The organism is Aromatoleum aromaticum EbN1 (assembly GCF_000025965.1).
Taxonomy (GTDB): Bacteria; Pseudomonadota; Gammaproteobacteria; order Burkholderiales; family Rhodocyclaceae; genus Aromatoleum; species Aromatoleum aromaticum.
Genome location: NC_006513.1, coordinates 489,111 through 504,926, shown reverse-complemented (window position 1 = coordinate 504,926; position 15,816 = coordinate 489,111). Strand labels below are relative to the sequence as shown.

At 65.1% G+C, this 15,816-nt stretch carries 22 protein-coding genes, 1 tRNA gene and 1 pseudogene; 13 read left to right on the top strand and 11 right to left on the bottom strand.

The genetic code is table 11. The features are described from left to right. Positions 1 to 4 precede the first annotated feature (4 nt). The 3 genes from EBN1_RS02355 (at position 5) to EBN1_RS02345 (ending at position 805) form a co-directional block, all read left to right on the top strand. Positions 5 to 316, top strand: coding sequence for an integration host factor subunit alpha (locus tag EBN1_RS02355; protein ID WP_011236311.1), 312 nt, complete (start codon positions 5 to 7; stop codon positions 314 to 316). Then, on the top strand, positions 297 to 680 hold the full coding sequence (locus tag EBN1_RS02350) for a MerR family transcriptional regulator (protein WP_011236310.1): 384 nt from the start codon (positions 297 to 299) through the stop codon (positions 678 to 680). The genes EBN1_RS02355 and EBN1_RS02350 overlap by 20 nt, the downstream gene beginning before the upstream one ends. A gap of 48 nt (positions 681 to 728) precedes the next feature. Then, positions 729 to 805 (top strand) — tRNA-Pro (locus tag EBN1_RS02345). Between the two features lie 69 nt (positions 806 to 874). On the opposite strand, the gene EBN1_RS02340 is transcribed toward EBN1_RS02345, so the two are convergent. Beyond that, positions 875 to 2,050: a GGDEF domain-containing protein gene (locus EBN1_RS02340; RefSeq protein ID WP_049780152.1), complete on the bottom strand. Its 1,176-nt coding sequence runs from the start codon at positions 2,048 to 2,050 to the stop codon at positions 875 to 877. A gap of 279 nt (positions 2,051 to 2,329) precedes the next feature. Between EBN1_RS02340 and EBN1_RS02335 the strand changes: the two genes are divergently transcribed. Both EBN1_RS02335 and EBN1_RS02330 read left to right on the top strand, forming a co-directional pair. Further along, complete coding sequence (locus EBN1_RS02335) at positions 2,330 to 2,713, top strand: cysteine peptidase family C39 domain-containing protein (protein ID WP_011236308.1); 384 nt, start codon at positions 2,330 to 2,332, stop codon at positions 2,711 to 2,713. After that, positions 2,703 to 3,251 carry an HAD family hydrolase gene (locus tag EBN1_RS02330; RefSeq protein ID WP_011236307.1) on the top strand — a complete coding sequence of 183 codons (549 nt, stop codon included), beginning with the start codon at positions 2,703 to 2,705 and terminating at the stop codon, positions 3,249 to 3,251. Before EBN1_RS02335 ends, EBN1_RS02330 begins: the two co-directional genes overlap by 11 nt. 45 nt (positions 3,252 to 3,296) lie before the next feature. Here EBN1_RS02330 and EBN1_RS02325 read toward each other — a convergent pair whose 3' ends face one another. The 3 genes from EBN1_RS02325 to tnpA are packed head-to-tail and all read right to left on the bottom strand — an operon-like array spanning position 3,297 to position 5,606. Further along, complete coding sequence (locus EBN1_RS02325) at positions 3,297 to 4,913, bottom strand: IS66-like element ISAzo19 family transposase (RefSeq protein ID WP_011236212.1); 1,617 nt, start codon at positions 4,911 to 4,913, stop codon at positions 3,297 to 3,299. A gap of 28 nt (positions 4,914 to 4,941) precedes the next feature. Beyond that, positions 4,942 to 5,301, bottom strand: coding sequence for an IS66 family insertion sequence element accessory protein TnpB (tnpB, locus tag EBN1_RS02320; RefSeq protein ID WP_011236213.1), 360 nt, complete (start codon positions 5,299 to 5,301; stop codon positions 4,942 to 4,944). Continuing rightward, positions 5,301 to 5,606 (bottom strand): IS66 family insertion sequence element accessory protein TnpA, encoded by a 306-nt coding sequence (gene tnpA / locus EBN1_RS02315; protein ID WP_011236214.1) that lies wholly within the window; start codon positions 5,604 to 5,606, stop codon positions 5,301 to 5,303. The genes tnpB and tnpA overlap by 1 nt, the downstream gene beginning before the upstream one ends. Before the next feature lie 150 nt (positions 5,607 to 5,756). On the opposite strand from tnpA, the gene EBN1_RS02310 reads away from it, so the two are divergent. Both EBN1_RS02310 and EBN1_RS02305 read left to right on the top strand, forming a co-directional pair. Beyond that, complete coding sequence (locus EBN1_RS02310) at positions 5,757 to 6,170, top strand: secondary thiamine-phosphate synthase enzyme YjbQ (RefSeq protein WP_011236306.1); 414 nt, start codon at positions 5,757 to 5,759, stop codon at positions 6,168 to 6,170. A gap of 19 nt (positions 6,171 to 6,189) precedes the next feature. Further along, complete coding sequence (locus tag EBN1_RS02305; RefSeq protein WP_011236305.1) at positions 6,190 to 6,918, top strand: HD domain-containing protein; 729 nt, start codon at positions 6,190 to 6,192, stop codon at positions 6,916 to 6,918. Here EBN1_RS02305 and EBN1_RS02300 read toward each other — a convergent pair. Next, complete coding sequence (locus EBN1_RS02300) at positions 6,888 to 7,028, bottom strand: hypothetical protein (RefSeq protein ID WP_157866564.1); 141 nt, start codon at positions 7,026 to 7,028, stop codon at positions 6,888 to 6,890. The genes EBN1_RS02305 and EBN1_RS02300 overlap by 31 nt on opposite strands. An 85-nt stretch (positions 7,029 to 7,113) precedes the next feature. Here EBN1_RS02300 and EBN1_RS02295 point away from each other — a divergent pair. Together EBN1_RS02295 and EBN1_RS02290 are read left to right on the top strand one after the other, a co-directional pair. Further along, positions 7,114 to 7,233, top strand: a pseudogene (locus tag EBN1_RS02295) (VOC family protein); the annotation flags it as partial. Further along, positions 7,230 to 7,481: a hypothetical protein gene (locus EBN1_RS02290; RefSeq protein ID WP_157866563.1), complete on the top strand. Its 252-nt coding sequence runs from the start codon at positions 7,230 to 7,232 to the stop codon at positions 7,479 to 7,481. The pseudogene EBN1_RS02295 and the gene EBN1_RS02290, both read left to right, overlap by 4 nt. 78 nt (positions 7,482 to 7,559) lie before the next feature. Here the strand turns inward: EBN1_RS02290 and EBN1_RS02285 are convergent, their stop codons facing one another. Next, on the bottom strand, positions 7,560 to 8,066 hold the full coding sequence (locus EBN1_RS02285) for a DUF4112 domain-containing protein (protein WP_041645556.1): 507 nt from the start codon (positions 8,064 to 8,066) through the stop codon (positions 7,560 to 7,562). Positions 8,067 to 8,735: 669 nt separating this feature from the next. Here EBN1_RS02285 and EBN1_RS02280 point away from each other — a divergent pair. Next, positions 8,736 to 9,509, top strand: coding sequence for a PEP-CTERM/exosortase system-associated acyltransferase (locus EBN1_RS02280; protein WP_011236302.1), 774 nt, complete (start codon positions 8,736 to 8,738; stop codon positions 9,507 to 9,509). 137 nt (positions 9,510 to 9,646) lie between these two features. Here the strand turns inward: EBN1_RS02280 and proB are convergent, their stop codons facing one another. The 5 genes from proB to radC form a co-directional block, all read right to left on the bottom strand. Then, the gene (proB, locus tag EBN1_RS02275; protein ID WP_011236301.1) at positions 9,647 to 10,762 is read right to left on the bottom strand and encodes a glutamate 5-kinase; all 1,116 of its coding nucleotides are present in this window, start codon (positions 10,760 to 10,762) and stop codon (positions 9,647 to 9,649) included. Positions 10,763 to 10,780: 18 nt separating this feature from the next. After that, positions 10,781 to 11,995 carry an Obg family GTPase CgtA gene (gene cgtA / locus EBN1_RS02270; RefSeq protein ID WP_011236300.1) on the bottom strand — a complete coding sequence of 405 codons (1,215 nt, stop codon included), beginning with the start codon at positions 11,993 to 11,995 and terminating at the stop codon, positions 10,781 to 10,783. Between the two features lie 76 nt (positions 11,996 to 12,071). Further along, a complete protein-coding gene (rpmA, locus tag EBN1_RS02265; RefSeq protein ID WP_011236299.1) occupies positions 12,072 to 12,335 on the bottom strand; it encodes a 50S ribosomal protein L27 in 264 nt (87 codons plus the stop codon). An 18-nt stretch (positions 12,336 to 12,353) separates the two neighbouring features. Beyond that, a complete protein-coding gene (gene rplU, locus EBN1_RS02260; protein WP_011236298.1) occupies positions 12,354 to 12,665 on the bottom strand; it encodes a 50S ribosomal protein L21 in 312 nt (103 codons plus the stop codon). A 208-nt stretch (positions 12,666 to 12,873) separates the two neighbouring features. Then, positions 12,874 to 13,551: a RadC family protein gene (gene radC / locus EBN1_RS02255; protein WP_011236297.1), complete on the bottom strand. Its 678-nt coding sequence runs from the start codon at positions 13,549 to 13,551 to the stop codon at positions 12,874 to 12,876. A gap of 47 nt (positions 13,552 to 13,598) precedes the next feature. Between radC and coaBC the strand changes: the two genes are divergently transcribed. From coaBC to EBN1_RS02240, 3 genes are all read left to right on the top strand, one after another. Next, entirely contained in the window at positions 13,599 to 14,807 is a 1,209-nt protein-coding gene (gene coaBC / locus EBN1_RS02250; RefSeq protein ID WP_011236296.1) for a bifunctional phosphopantothenoylcysteine decarboxylase/phosphopantothenate--cysteine ligase CoaBC, read from the top strand. A gap of 115 nt (positions 14,808 to 14,922) precedes the next feature. Then, positions 14,923 to 15,372, top strand: a complete 450-nt coding sequence (gene dut / locus EBN1_RS02245; protein WP_011236295.1) for a dUTP diphosphatase — start codon at positions 14,923 to 14,925, stop codon at positions 15,370 to 15,372. Then, positions 15,373 to 15,807, top strand: a complete 435-nt coding sequence (locus tag EBN1_RS02240) for an NUDIX hydrolase (RefSeq protein WP_041645551.1) — start codon at positions 15,373 to 15,375, stop codon at positions 15,805 to 15,807. The last annotated feature ends 9 nt before the right edge of the window (positions 15,808 to 15,816 follow it).

Here is a 15,816-nt window from a genome sequence, read left to right as displayed (position 1 = left end):
TGCAATGAACGTGACCCTGACCAAAGCGGAACTGGCTGACCTGCTGTTCGAGCGGGTCGGCCTCAACAAGCGCGAAGCCAAGGACATGGTGGAAGGCTTTTTCGAGGAGATCCGCCAGGCGCTGGAGCGCGGGGAGTGCGTGAAGCTCTCGGGCTTCGGCAACTTCCAGCTCCGCGACAAGCCGCAGCGGCCGGGTCGCAATCCGAAGACCGGCGAGGAAATCCCGATCACTGCGCGTCGGGTCGTGACCTTTCACGCCAGTCAGAAACTCAAGGCCGCCGTGGAGCAGCTGAGCGATGCAAGCAAGCAGCCATAACGAGGCGCCGGCAATTCAGCTGCCGCCGATTCCGGCAAAGCGCTATTTCACGATCGGCGAGGTCAGCGAACTGTGCGCCGTCAAACCGCACGTGCTCCGGTACTGGGAACAGGAATTCACCCAGCTCAAACCGGTGAAGCGACGCGGTAACCGACGCTACTATCAACACCATGAAGTCCTGCTCGTCCGCCGCATCCGGGAACTCCTTTATCAGGAGGGCTTCACCATTTCGGGCGCCCGCAACAAGCTCGGCGAGACGGCGATCCACCAGCATGAAGAGGCCGAGGAAGTCTCCCGTCTGCGGTCGTTGATCGCCCACGTGCGGTCCGAAATCGTCACCACGCTGGAGCACCTCAAGGCCTGAGGCAGTACTGGCAAATGTCGAAAATATCGCTATAATGCTCGCTTGTGTCGGGGCGTAGCGCAGCCTGGTAGCGCACTTGCATGGGGTGCAAGGGGTCGCGAGTTCGAATCCCGCCGCCCCGACCAATGATTCAAATACAAAGGCCAGTTCAAGGACTGGCCTTTGTTTTTTGCGGGCGTTCGATTTTGCCTGCATCATGAGTCGGATGCTGCCCTGACGCAATTCCGCCCGTCTCGTTTGGCGCGATACAGTGCATTGTCGGCGCGGACAAGAAGCGTGTCTGGTGATTGGTCGGTGTCTTTAAGCACGGCAACGCCAAGACTGCATGTGAAGCGAACAATGCGGCCGTCGTTGAGCGTAATCTGCAACCCCTCGACTTTTTGCCGCAGCCGTTCGGCGACTTCCAGACTCCCTGAGGCTCCGAGTTCGGGCAACACTACCGCGAACTCCTCGCCCCCCAGGCGACCGAGGATGTCGATTTCACGCAGCTCGCTCGCACATGCCGAAGCCAGCGACTGGATGACGCGATCGCCTACCGTGTGGCCGAAAGCATCGTTGATTCGTTTGAACCAATCGATGTCGAGCATGATCAGAGTCAGCGGATGACGCAGTCGGTGGGCGCGATGTATTTCCTGCGTAGTCAATTCGGTGAAGCGACGTCGGTTCAGTATCCCCGTCAAGGGATCCGTTGTCGCCAATTGGCGAAGCTCAGCCTCGAGGCGCTTGCGCTCGGTGATGTCCCGAATGATGCCGATGAACGAGAGACGCCGGTCTTCTCCGAACCAGCTTGCAACGGTGAGCTCGATCGGGAATTCGCTGCCGTCCTTGCGGAGCGCATGAAATTCCCGAGTTTCGCCGTCGAACGGCGTTTCGCCACTGCGGCTGACGCGACTGACGCCGTCATCGTGCAAGCGTCGATAACGCTCTGGAATGATTGGGTGGAGTTTCTGCCCGATCATGCTTTCGGCTGATCGGCCAAACATCCTTTCTGCGCACAGGTTGAAGGACTGGATGGTGCCGTGTTCATCGATGGTGATAATGGCATCGGCAGCAACGTTGGCGAGAGAGTGAAACTTTGCATCGCTATTGTCCGTTCGGCCCGGGGCCGTCGTGAGCCGGGCAATGCCGAGGAGCAATGACAGCAGCCCCGCCAATGACAATGCGCTGGAGTCGAATGCTTGCCAGCTTTCAAAGAGTGCCGCGAAGAAGCTCCGGCCTCGCATAACCTCCAAGGCATCCGGCAAGGCGCCCAGCACGAGGCCGGCAGCCATCAACCAACCCGCCTGCTGCTGGCGGCGAGACGATCCTCTCGTCCTCACCCAGACGAGCATGGCACCGGCAAGCTCGATTACCCAAAGCAGATCACTCATGATTCCATCGTAGCGCGGTCCGAAGCAATATCCATCGTTGGCGCTACTGCGATGTCAAGCTCTGCCGCGAAAGTCGTGGCGATGCGCCGGGCCCGAGGCCGACCTCTACACGCCGCGCGGACAGCTGTGCTACCGGCGCTTCGTCGCGGAGTACCGTCACCACTTGGTGCGCTGAGGCCCGCTCATCGGCCGCCTCGATTTCGCCAACCAGCCGTACAACTTCAGCTACGAGCGTTTCGCCGAGAGCAATCCGCCGGCGACGGCGCTTTTCCAGACAGCATGAAGCCGAAATTCCATTTCTACCAGCAGATCGACCTGATGGACTGCGGGCCTACCTGTCTGCGCATGATCGCACGGTATCACGGCCACACTTTCAACCTCGATACGCTGCGCGAGAAGTCGGGGATCACGCGGGAGGGTGTCTTGTTCGGCGAGATCGCCGACGCGGCGGAGGCGATCGGCCAGGTGACATTGGGCATGATGCTGGCGGTGCAATACATCACCGGCAGCTCAACGGTCCAATCAACGCGTTCATCACCTTTGCGCAATCAGTCCAGGATGCGCGCATCAGCCTGGATCGGCTGGCCGAGATCCATGACCGCGACGATGAGGAAGACCGTGAAGTCGCCAAGCTTACTGTGCTGCCGGCGTTGTGCAGACTGACCATCTCCGACGGGCTCAGCTTCCGCTATGGCGGCTGACGCTGGCGCACGCGCTGCGCGAGAGCGGTGCCGATCTGTCCCTGCTGGAGCCGGCGTTCGAAGCGTTCTATGCCGCGCGCAACCAAGTGGAGTGCTATTCGGACAGTCTCGACGCCCTGCAACGCATCGCCGCGCGGATGCCGGTGGCGGCGATCACCAACGGCAACGCCGACCTGCAGCGAATCGGCTTGACTGCGCACTTCGCCTTTCACTTGGGCGCGCGCGAGCACGGCGCGGCCAAGCCGGATCCCGGCATCTTCCTGGCGGCGTGCACGCGTCTGGGCTGCATGCCGGCCGAAGTGCTGCACGTCGGCGACCACGTCGAGATGGACGTGGCGGGCGCCGTGCGCGCCGGCTTGCGCGCGTGCTGGCTCAACCGCGTGGGCGGACGCTGGGAGCGCGAGGACCTGCGGCCCGACCTGGAGTTCGTCACCCTCACCGAACTCGCGGACTGGGTGGAGGCGCAGGCGCGCGAGGACGGCTGCGGTGAGGGCCTCTGATCCGCAGCCGCCGGACCGTAAGCGGTAACTGACGAGCGTTCTTGACTACTTCGAGATCCCGAAGAGATCGGATCGCAGCGGGTTGGCAGCGAAGTGCTGCTTCCACAGACGGGGGGTGAGTTGCGCGACGTCGGCAGCGGGGTGTTGGCCGACACGCTGCAGCACATCGACCAGATAGTCGTACGGATCGATGTCGTGCAGCCGGCAGGTGGCGATCAGGCTCTGCGCGATACCGACGTATTTGGCGCCGACCTCGGTCCAGCAAAAGAGCCAGTTGCGACGACCCATCGGCACCACGCGTAGCGCCCGCTCGAGATGGTTTGTGTCGATCGCCACTTCAGGATCGCGCAGGTACACCTCGAGGGCGGCCCGGCGCTCCCGCACATAAGCCATGGCGGTGGTGAGCGGCGAGCTGGGCAACAGGCCGTGGGTGTCGAACTGGGCATCGACCCAGGCGAAGAACTCGTGGACCACGGGCTGTGCATGCTCGATCCGGTACGCCCGGCACGCCTCGCCGACGAGCGTGGCCTCGCGGATGCGTTTTTCGACCGCATAGAGCTTGCCGATCATCTCCAGCGCCCGGCCCGCGCGCTCGGGCTCGACCGACTGGGCGTCGAAGAACTTCCTCCTCGAGTGCGCCCAGCATTGCGCGTGCGTGAGCCCGCACTTCTCGGCATAGCGTTCGTAGGCGCCATAGCCATCGGTGAGCAGCACCGCCCCCTCGGGCGGCGGGTCGGTGCCCAGGATCTGCTCGATGTGCTGCGCCTTGCGGCTCTCGCGATAGACGAAACAGATCTCGTCACGTTCGCCATAGACCGGCCAGAAGTAGCCGCCCTTCATCTTGCCGGGGCCCGCACGGCCGGCCTTGATCGGGGTCTCGTCCATCGCCTTGATGCGGCTCGCGCGGATCGAGTCGAGTTGGGCCGTAAAGATCGGTTCGAGCAGCGCGAGCGCCCCGTGGGTGAGCTGCGTGAGCCACGGGCGCGACACCCTGATGCCATTGTCGCCGAGCCGCTGGTGCTGGCGGTAGAGCGGCTGGTGGTAGCAGAACTTGTCGGTGATGAGCCCGGCGACGAAGCTCACATCGGCGCGGCTGCCGCGAATCACCCCCCCGGGTGCCGCCGGGCAGGAAATCGCCTGGGTGTCGAGGCGCTTGATCACCGGACGCACGTACTTGAGGATCACGTAGCTGCCCGGGCGCTGCGCCAGGCGGTGACTGACCTTTTCGCCGATCACCTCGAACTGGTCGGGGGCGAGCCCCTCGGCCTCGGGGTTGGGCACCTCGATGGTCTCGACCGGCACGCGGGCCTCGTCGAAGAACAGCGCCGATGCGTCGCCCTTGGCGCAGTCGCTGGTGCGGGCCCGGCGGGTGTGGGCGGCAATGTCCTGACCGGGGGGCGGCGGCGAGGATTCGGGCACCGGCAACTCGCCCAGGCTCATCTGATGCGGGTTGGCGTCCACGAGGCGCTTCTCGCTCTTCGCCCCGAAGAGCTGGCGCCGGAACCAGTCGAGCTGGTGGCGCATCGCCTCGCATTCGCCTTTGATGACCTCGAACTGGCGCTGCTGCGCCAGATGCGCGCCCGCCAGTTCGACGACCTGATCGGCCGTCCACCGGGCGGCTTCTTCACGGGTCGGCAGCTGCGTCAAAGGCGTCGGAGGCATGGCGTCATTTTACCAAAAAAGCCAGCATTCATGCGGGTTTGCGGTGACTTGCGGGCAGCGCGAAGCGCTTTTTGAAGCGTGCCGGCTCGATGCCTTCGAGCAACAGCTTCAGCCCCGTCCAGTCCATCTCGCGGCTCGTCGCCCGCGACCAGTCCGACACGAAGCGACCCGACTCGAGCCGCTTGGCCCAGATGCAAAACCCGCTGCGGTCCCAGTACAACACCTTCATCTGGGTCGCGCGCCGGTTGATGAACACGAACAGATGCCCCGACAACGGATCCTGTCCCACGCCGTGGCGCGCCAGCGCATACAAGCCGTCGAAGGATTTGCGCATGTCGACCGGGCGCCCGTACAGATGCACCCGCACCGCGCCTTCGGGAAAGAACATCAGCCGCGCACCAGGTGCAGCACCACGCCGTCACCCAGGTCAAGCTTCAACTCCCAGCGCGAAGCGCCGCCCGAACCCAGCACTCCCAGATCGACGAACGCCTCTTGCCGAGCCGGCCCCACCGCGACGGCCTTGCCGCACACCGGCCCGACGATCGCACGCCAGCGCTGAAAGCTCGAGACGCTGATCGACTCGTGCGCGCAGAATGCCGTGACGCTCAGCCCGCTCGAACCGTGGCGGGCGAACACCTCCTGCCACTCCTCTCGGCTGCGCCGGCGCCATTTGCGCTTGAGCACCCCTGCCATGAACGATCCCTCCATTGTTGACCCTGGAGGCAATTGTCCACGTCGATCACGTGCCCTGGAATAACGCCGGTCAGTTACCGCTTACGCCGGACCGAGGTCAAGGAACTGGAGCGTTCAGCCCAAGGTGCAGTCATCACGGGAGATCCACGAATGGCTTACCAGGAAACGTTCGAAATCCGCACCAGCGGGCGAGGGATGAGCGACGTGACCGGCCAAGTCGCCGCGATCGTCGAACGCGCGCCGAAGGGCGCGGGGCTCGCTCATGTTTTCGTCCGGCACACGAGCTGTTCGCTTCTGATGACCGAGAACGCCGACCCCGACGTGCGGCGCGACCTCGAGACGCTTGCTCGCCGCTGGGCGCCGGACGGCGATCCGGCGTACCGACACGACCTCGAAGGCGACGACGACATGGCGGCGCACGCGCGCTCGGTGCTGAGCGGCACCGACGTGACGGTGCCGTTCAACGACGGGCAGTTGCTGCTCGGGACGTGGCAGGGGATCTACCTGTGGGAGCATCGGGCGCGGGGCCATATGCGGCAAGTCGTCGTCACGCTGATCGAGTGAGACGGAGTCGAACCCGACCGTGATCGCGGCAATTCCACACCTCGACTCGACCCTCCCTTCCGACTGGCTCGCGCAACTGCATACGCGCTGCCTGCGCGACTTCGACGGCGATGTGCTGTGGCGGGAACTGGCCGACGCCTATTCGGCGCCGCCGCGCGGGTACCACACGCTGTGGCATGTGGCGTTCATGTTCGCGCAGTACGACCGCGTCGCGGCCCGGCTCGCGTACCCGGTCGCGGTGCGTGCGGCGATCTGGTTCCACGACTTCGTTTATGAGACCGACGCGGGCGCGTATTCACGGAACGAATCCCGCAGCGCGGACGCGATGCGGCGGCGGTGTATGGATCTGCTCCCGGCGCCCGAGGTCGAGCTTGCCGCCGCGCTGATTCTCGCGACGAAGACGCACGAGCCCGGCCCGGCATTTTTCCCGGGGGATCCGGCCGCCTACGCGGACTGCGAGCACTTCCTCGACATCGATCTCGCGATCTTCGCGTGTGCGCCGGCGCAGGTGCGGGCATTCGACGACGCGGTGCGCGACGAATTCCGGCAGTACGCGGACGGCGAGTTCGCTGCGGGGCGGCTGCGCGTGCCGAGGGCATTGCTCGCGCGCCCGCGAATCTATTTCTCTGCCGCATTCGAACCCTGCGAGCCGACCGCGCGCGCCAACCTGCGCCGACTGATCGAACGATGGGAGAAGCGCGCGGGCGAGCGGGACGGTCATGCCCGCAGCAACCACACTCGTCCGTAATTCGACGGCACCCGCAGCGTCCGGATGCCGCCGGCCTCGACGCCGGGTACCGGCTCATCCCCGTGCAGCATCTCGTGATAGTCGCCGGCGTGCGGGAGTGCGAACCTCACCCACTGGTCGTCGCCCGGGAAGTTCAGCGCGACGAGCGCCGATGCGTTTTTGGGAATGCCCTTCGCGAGCAGCTCGACGCTGAAGATGCTCGAGGCCCTCGACGAGGTGAAATGGGACATGCTCAAGGAATGGGCGCAAACGAAGAAGGCGCCCAAGCACGCCGCGTGGATGCACGACGGCCGCTACAGGGAGATGTTCAAGTGAAGCTCGCGACCCCCCAAGCAATGCGGCCGCGACGGCACGATCCTCGCCGGGCTCGCCGGCGTGATCCTGCCGCTCTTGCCGGCACGCCGCTGGTGTTTGCCGGCCTGTGGCTGCTCGCGCGCACCGGCCACCGTCAGGCCGCGCGTGCAGGAGTCGCCGCCGGGCTCGGCTTCATCGTCGCGATCGTCGCGAAGCTCGGCATTTCGTTCGCGATGCTCGGCATCTTTGCGGTCGCGTGGATGGTTTGAACGGCAAGGTCGTGAACGTGGGTCGGCCTGAGCGCAACGAAGGCCGAGGGGAACTCGGCCTCCGTCCTCGCAACCGTATCAGCCTCCTACCGCAGCAAGAATCGCCTTCACGATCAGCGCGGAAATCGTCGCGAAAATCAGCATCACGACGAGCAGCCCGGCGATGACCAGCGCGACGAGGCGGCGGCTGCTGCGGGTGGTTGCCGCGGGGTCGTCGACGTGCTGTTCGAGTAATTGCACGTTTCGCTGGTTCGCCTTCCATGCGGCATCGAAAACGTCGCCGAGGATCGGTACGACGCCGACGATGCCTTCGATCGCGACATTGCCGATCATGCACAGCAGCACGCTGCGCGGCATGCCGAGGCGCGCCGCCTCGCGAACGATGTAGCCCGACAGCAGCACGCCGACGGCGTCGCCGAGGAAGGGCACCAGCCCGATCAGCGCCTCGACGCCGATGCGAAATCCGCCGGGCAGCCGGATCGAACTATCGAGCAGCCACGCGAGCGCGCGAAGCTTCTCGCGCGTGTGTGCGCCTTCGCGCGAAGCGGCGAACGGCTCCCGCCCGACACCGGGGGGACCCTTCATTTCCGGCGCCTCGCAGGGCGCGCTGCGCGCTGCAGGCCGCCGCATGCGCCTGCTGCTCGCGGTGCGTCGCCGTGCCGGCTGATGTCCGTCGTGCAGGAGCCCATTGTTGAATCCGCTAAAAGGATGAGGAGAGGGGAGACGGCGGCTCGGCGCTGGTCGGGCCGCCCCACGCTGGTATGCAACCCACGTTCCTCGCCGAGGGCCTGCCACGTCCCGTCCCCGGTTCTCCTGTCCGGCTTGATCGGGGTCCCCTTCCTTCTTGCGCCACGGCGTCGCTACGCATCCGCCGCGTGCGGCATGCACTGTCCGTAGCGCATTTTTACCTGCTTCGCGACCTATTCAGTCAGCGTCTGCTGGCGTTGAATCCGGATTGAGACTTGACTACAAAGAGGTTGTCGATACCATGAACCGCTGCCGGTTGCCGCTGCGGACAGGCCGGTTACTAATAATCAATCGCCCTCAGTTCGACGGCTTTCCGATTTCTCGTCGACTGGTACGATCAGCGCTGAATGACACGGATTCAGACGGTACAGCACGTCAAGCGGGGCTGCACGATTGTGAAAGGAGCCTGCTCCTTTTCTGCGCCGCGGATAGGGCGGCACGGATCATAAAATCGGGCCGGTCCGGCGAATTCGAGCGCACTGGGGAAAAGAGCGCACTGGGGAAATTATGCGCACACCGTTTTCTTGTGATTCCGACCTGGGCAAGGGATTCGGGAGCCGCTTCGAGATTTTGCCTGCGCTGGATCAATCCACGCGCGACCAGGTCTTCACGATTCGCCATGAGGTGTACTGCGAAGACCTCGGGTTCGAGCCGCTGCGCGAGAATCGGCATGAAACCGACGAATACGACCGCCACAGTGTGCATTGCCTGCTGCGTACGGCAGACGAATCGCATACGCTCGTCGGCTGCACCCGGTTGGTGCTCGCGCGCCCGGAAGATCCCGCTCATCCTTTTCCGTTCGAGAGCACTTGTCGGGCGAACCTGGATCAGCACACGATCGATTCGCGGGCTCTGCCGCGACACGAGATCGCGGAAGTCTCCCGGCTCGCGGTCAGGAAAATGTATCGTCGCCGTCGCGGTGAAAAGCATACCGAGATGACGCTGCGAAACCGCGACTTCGGATCGAGCGCCAGCCCGCGTTTTCCATTCATCCCGGTTGGCTTGTATCTGGGAACGATGGCATTGGCCGAGCAATGCGGCATCGAAAAGGTGTTCGTCATTACGGAGCCCCGCTTGGCCGCACATCTGTCCCGGCTGGGGTTCAGTATCGTGCAGGTCGGCCCGCCAATCGAACATCGCGGTACCCGGGTGCCCTCGATGATGGACGTGGAGCAGAGCAAGGAAGGGCTGCGTTCGCTGATTCGCCCGATGTGGGAGTTGATCCGCGGAGGCGTCGGGGCCGGCTACGCAGGGAAACGCGCAGCGATGGTTGCTACCTGACGGCGATATGCCCTGGCCTCATCGGCAGCGCAGCGCCCGGCCCCGCTACTGTCCCATTCAATCCGGATCAGGAATCGCTGTGTGGAAACATGGTTCGCCCTCATCGATGAATGCAGGCTGTCACGAAGCCGTGCGGTTTATCGCAGTACCATGTTGTCGCGGTGAACCAGTTCGGGTTCGTCGATGTAGCCGAGCAGCTTTTCGATTTGTGTGCTGGATTTGCGCGCGATGCGGCGGCACTCGCTGCTACTGTAGTTGACTAGGCCGCGTGCGATCTCGTCACCGCCGGCGCTACGGCATGCGACCGCTGCGCCGCGCTCGAATTCGCCTCCGACCTCGACGACGCCCACGGGCAACAAGCTGCGTCCGCTGCGCAACGCAACGACCGCGCCGTCGTCGAGAATGAGGTCGCCCGCGAGCTGCAGGTGGTCGGCGAGCCACTGCTTGCGCGCCTGCAGCGGCGAACTGGTCGCGTAGAGCAGGGTGCCGAGCGGTTCGGCCTGCGTGAGGCGGATCAGCGCGTCGACTTCGTTGCCGCTCGCGATGCACGTGTGCGCCCCGCTTCGCGCCGCACGCTGGGCGGCGCGGATCTTCGTGATCATGCCGCCCCTGCTGATACCGGTGCCGGCGCCGCCTGCCATCGCTTCGTACGACCTGTCCTCGGCCCGACCTTCGCAGACGAGCGTCGCATTGGGGTCGCGGCGCGGGTCGGCAGTGTACAAGCCTTGCTGGTCGGTGAGGATCACCAGCGCATGAGCTTCGATGAGGTTCGCGACCAGCGCGCCGAGCGTGTCGTTGTCGCCGAACTTGATCTCGTCGGTGACGATCGTGTCGTTCTCGTTGATGATCGGCACGACGCCCAGCTCGAGCAGCGTCGTCAGCGTCGAACGTGCGTTGAGGTAGCGCTTGCGGTCGGCGAGGTCGTCGTGGGTCAGCAGGATCTGCGCGGTGTGGAGATTGTGACGCGAAAAGGCATCCTCGTAGGCTTTGACGAGGCCCATTTGCCCGACCGCGGCGGCGGCCTGCAGCTTGTGCATTTCGTGCGGGCGCTTTTGCCAGCCGAGGCGCTGCATTCCCGCGGCGATCGCACCGGACGACACCAGCACGACCTGCTTGCCCGCGCCACGCAACGTTGCGATCTGGCGCGCCCAGTCGCCCATCGCCGCTTTGTCGAGTCCGGCGCCGTTGTTCGTGACGAGTGCGCTGCCGACTTTGACGACGATGCGTCGCGCGTTGCGGATCTTGTCTCTCATGACGGGCTGCGAAGGTTCCTAATGATTGGGCCGGTTGGTGTCCTGCTCATCGGCGGGGTCGTTCTCGTTCCCGTCGCGGCCGTCGTCGCCGGTGCCAGTTTCGCCTTCGGCGAGGAGCGCCTGCAGCCGTGCCTGGTAGGCCGCTTCGACGCGGGCTTCGGCTTCGGCTGCGGCGAGCGCTTCCGCATGGGTACGGGCCGCTTTCTCGGCTTCCGCCTGGGCACGCCCGGCATCGAGGAAGTCCTGGATCGCGAAGACCAGCTTCCTGCAGCCGTCACCGGTCAGCGCCGAGATCTCGAAATGGCGTTCGACCGGCCCGTAGGCTTCGAGGAAGGCCGCGACGCGCGCGGCGCGTTCGTCTTCGGGAATCAGGTCGAGTTTGTTCAGCGCAAGCCAGCGCGGCTTGTTGTACAGCGATTCATCGTACTTGCGCAGTTCCTCGACGATCGCCTTGGCGTCCCGTACGGGATCGGCGTCGGGATCGAACGGTGCGAGGTCGACGAGATGCAGCAGCACACGCGTGCGCTGCAAATGGCGCAGGAACTGGTGGCCGAGCCCATGCCCTTCAGCCGCCCCTTCGATCAGCCCGGGAATGTCGGCGATGACGAAGCTGCGGTTCTGGTCGGTGCGCACGACGCCGAGGTTCGGTGCGAGCGTCGTGAAAGGATAGTCGGCCACTTTCGGCTTTGCCGCCGAGACTGCGCGGATGAATGTCGACTTGCCGGCGTTCGGCATGCCGAGCAGGCCGACGTCAGCCAGCACTTTCAGTTCGAGGCGCAGCGCGCGGCGCTCGCCTTCCTCGCCCATCGTGCGCTTGCGCGGGGCGCGGTTGACGCTCGATTTGAAGTGGAGGTTGCCCAAACCCCCCTTGCCGCCGCGCGCGACGATCGCCTGCTTGCCGTCCTCGTCGAGGTCGGCGACGAGTTCGCCGGTTTCGAGATCGGTGATCACCGTGCCGACCGGCATGCGCAGCACGATGTCTTCGCCGCCCTTGCCGTAGCAGTCCTTGTTGCCGCCGTTCTCGCCGCGTTGCGCGCGATGCATGCGCGTGAAGCGGTAGTCGACGAGCGTGTTGAGGTTGCGGTCCGCGAGCGCGTAGATGCTGCCGCCGCGGCCACCGTCGCCGCCGTCCGGGCCGCCCCGCGGGATGAATTTCTCGCGCCGGAACGACGCCGAGCCGTTGCCGCCGTCGCCGGCCATGACCTCGATGCGTGCTTCGTCAATGAACTTCATGATGATGTGCCTGTGGCAAAAACAAAAAAGCCCTACCGCAAGGATAGGGCTTTTCGAACCGGAACGCCGCCGGGTTTCAGGCGGCTTCGGGCACGATGACGACGGTGCGGCGGCGCTGCGCGCCCTTGATCGTGAACTGCACGGTGCCGTCCTTCAGGGCGAACAGCGTGTGGTCCTTGCCGATGCCGACGTTTTCGCCCGGATGGTATTCGGTGCCGCGCTGGCGAACGATGATGTTGCCGGCGAGCACGAACTGGCCGCCATAGCGCTTGACGCCGAGGCGTTTCGATTCCGAGTCGCGGCCGTTACGGGAACTGCCGCCAGCTTTTTTGTGTGCCATGTCGAATTACCTCCGGACTCAGGCCGAGATCGCTTCGATGCGAAGCTCGGTGTAGTTCTGGCGATGCCCCTGATGCTTCTGGTAGTGCTTGCGGCGGCGCATCTTGAAAATCTTGATCTTGTCGTGACGGCCGTGGGACACCACGGTCGCCGTGACTGTAGCGCCGGAAACCACCGGGGTGCCGATCTTGACCGACTCGCCCTCGCCGACCATGAAAACCTGGTCGATGGTGATTTCGGAGCCCACGTCTGCCGGTATCTGTTCTACCTTGATCTTTTCGCCGGCTGCGACGCGATACTGCTTGCCGCCGGTTTTTATCACCGCGTACATGGTGTTGCTCCAGTTGATGGGTTTGCAAAAGAATCGAGCACTCTAATTGCGAAGTGGATGATAGTCAAGGATTTCAAGGTCTTCTGCCGGTTGGCGGAGGGTCGGCGGAGTTCGCGGGGCAGGGTGGGCATGACCACCGCGGCAAAGCCCGGGCGGGTGCTTTTGCCATTTCCGCAGGTCGGAGCGGGGTGCGCCCGCCGGCCACACGCTACAGCAACCCGCGCTCGGCGAACGACAGGGGCTGCGCATGGGCGGTGACGATGAAGTGATCGAGGACACGGATATCGACCAGTTCGAGCGCCTGCTTCAGGCTGCGCGTCAGCAGTTCGTCCGCGGGGCTCGGCTCGGCCGCGCCCGAAGGGTGGTTGTGGGCGAGAATCACTGCCGCCGCGTTGCGCGCCAGCGCGAGCTTGACGACTTCGCGCGGGTAGACGCTGGTCTGCGTCAGCGTGCCGCGGAACAGTTCGACCGCTTCGATCAGGCGATTGCGCGCATCGAGCAGCAGAACGTGAAACACCTCGTGCGGCAGCGAGCCGATGCGCAGGCGCAGCCAGTTGCGCACTGCGAGCGGCGACTCGAACACGTCGGCATCGTTCATCTGCTCGGCCAGCGCGCGCCGCGCCAGTTCCATGACCGCCTGCAGTTGGGCATACTTCGCGAGGCCCATGCCCGGGATCGCGGAAAATTCTGCGGCGGAGGCGGCGCACAGACGGGTCAGCGAGCCGAACTGTTGCAGCAGGTCGCGCGCGAGATCAACTGCGCTTTTTCCACGCATGCCGACGCGCAGGAACAGCGCGAGCAGTTCGGCGTCGGACAGCGCGGCAGTGCCGCGGGTGAGGAGTTTCTCGCGCGGGCGCTCGTTTTCCGGCCAGTCGGTGATTGCCATGGGGTAACGGGTGTGAGGATGTGTTCGTTAATTATACGGAATATGCCATGAGCGAATTGAGCGGGCGCCGGATCGTGCTTGGCGTCACCGGCGGGATTGCGGCGTACAAGGCTGCGGAACTCGTGCGACTGCTGGGAAAAGCGGGTGCCGACGTGCACGTCGTGCTGACCGCCGGCGGCGCGCGTTTCGTCACGCCGGTGACTTTCCAGGCGCTGTCGGGCAACCCGGTGTGGTCGGATCTTTGGGATCCGCGCGTCGACAACAACATGGCGCATATCGACCTGACGCGCGGCGCCGACGCGATCCTGATCGCGCCGGCGACGGCCGACGTCATCGCGAAGCTCGTCCACGGCATCGCCGATGACCTGCTGACGACGCTGTGCCTCGCGCGCGAGTGCCCGCTGCTCGTCGCGCCGGCGATGAACCGCCAGATGTGGGAGCACCCGGCGACGCGACGCAACATCGCACAGCTCGCCGCCGATGGCGCCACGGTGGTCGGCCCGGCCGCCGGGGACCAGGCCTGCGGCGAAACCGGCATGGGGAGGATGCTCGAACCTGACGACCTGCTCGAGCACCTCATTGCCTTTTTCCAGCCGAAGCTGCTCGCCGGGCGCAAGGTCGTGATGACTGCCGGGCCGACTTTCGAGGCGATCGATCCGGTGCGCGGCATCACGAACACGAGTTCCGGCAAGATGGGCTACGCCCTCGCGCAGGCGTGCCGACGCGCCGGCGCCGAAGTCGTGCTCGTCAGCGGGCCTACCGGACTCCCGGCGCCGCTCGGTGTCGATCGCGTCGACGTGCGCAGCGCGCTGCAGATGCGCGATGCCGTCGCGGCGGCGCTGCCGGATGCCGATGTCTTCATCGGCGTCGCCGCGGTCGCGGATTATCGGCCGCTGTCCGCCGCCGAGCACAAGGTGAAGAAGTCGTCCACCGAGCTCACTCTCACGCTGACTCCCAACCCGGACATCCTCGCCGAAGTCGCGGCACGACCGGACGCACCGTTCTGCGTCGGTTTCGCAGCCGAAAGCCGCGAGCTCGATGCATACGCCGAAGGCAAGCGGCGCGCCAAGCGCCTGCCGATGCTGGTCGGCAATCTCGTGCAGGATGGGCTCGGCAGTGACGACAACCAGGTGATCCTGTACGACGACGCGGGGCGCCATCCCCAGCCGCGCGCAGCGAAAACCGTCGTCGCGCAGAAGATCGTCGAGCATCTGGCCGGTCTGCTGGCGATCCGGGCGACCCGCCTGGCGAAATGAGCGCGACCGGCCGCGGCGTCGTGATCCGGGGCAACGGCGCGATAATCAACAAAGTCATTTCCGTTTGCTGCGGCGTGTGGACTACGCGGGCGACGATTCCAGTTCCGAGGGGAAAATGCACCGAATAGATGTCAAGATTCTCGACGACCGCCTGCGCACCCATGAGCCCGCGTATGCGACGCCGGGTGCAGCCGGGCTCGACCTGCGCGCGTGCCTGAACGCACCGGTGACCCTGCATCCGGGCGAAACCACGCTGATTCCGAGCGGGCTCGCGATCCACCTCGCCGATCCGGGCCTCGCGGCGATGGTGCTGCCGCGCTCCGGCCTCGGTCACAAGCATGGCATCGTGCTCGGCAACCTCGTCGGCCTGATCGACTCGGACTACCAGGGGCAGATCTTCGTGTCGGCCTGGAATCGGGGGCGCGAGACCTTCACGGTCCAGCCGATGGAGCGCATCGCGCAGCTCGTGGTCGTGCCGGTGTTGCAGGTCGGCTTCAACATCGTCGATGAATTCCCGCAAAGCGATCGCGGCGCAGCCGGGTTCGGCAGCACCGGCAAGCACTGAATGCGTCACGGGATTCCGGTCGGCGTACACGTCATCGTCGAGCAGGACGGCGAAGTGTTGCTGCTCAGACGCGCGGGCACTGGGTTTTTCGACGGGCTGTACAGCCTTCCCGGCGGCCATGTGGAGCCTGGTGAATCACTGCTCGAAGCGGCCGTGCGGGAAATGTCCGAAGAAACCGGGCTGTGCTTGCACGCGGATGCGCTCGAATACGTCGGCGTCGTGCACCGCCGCTCCGACACAAATCGTGTCGATTTCTTTGTTCGCGCGAAGCGTTTCACGGGCGAGCCGCAGATTCGCGAACCGGACAAGTGCGACGGACTCGGCTGGTTCGGGCGTGACGGTCTTCCTGCCGCGACCGTTCCCTACATCCGCGCTGCGCTGGACGCGCGACCGGCGCCCTGGGTGCTGGAGCTCGGGTGGCAGGACGATGCGTGAGGCGGCCGC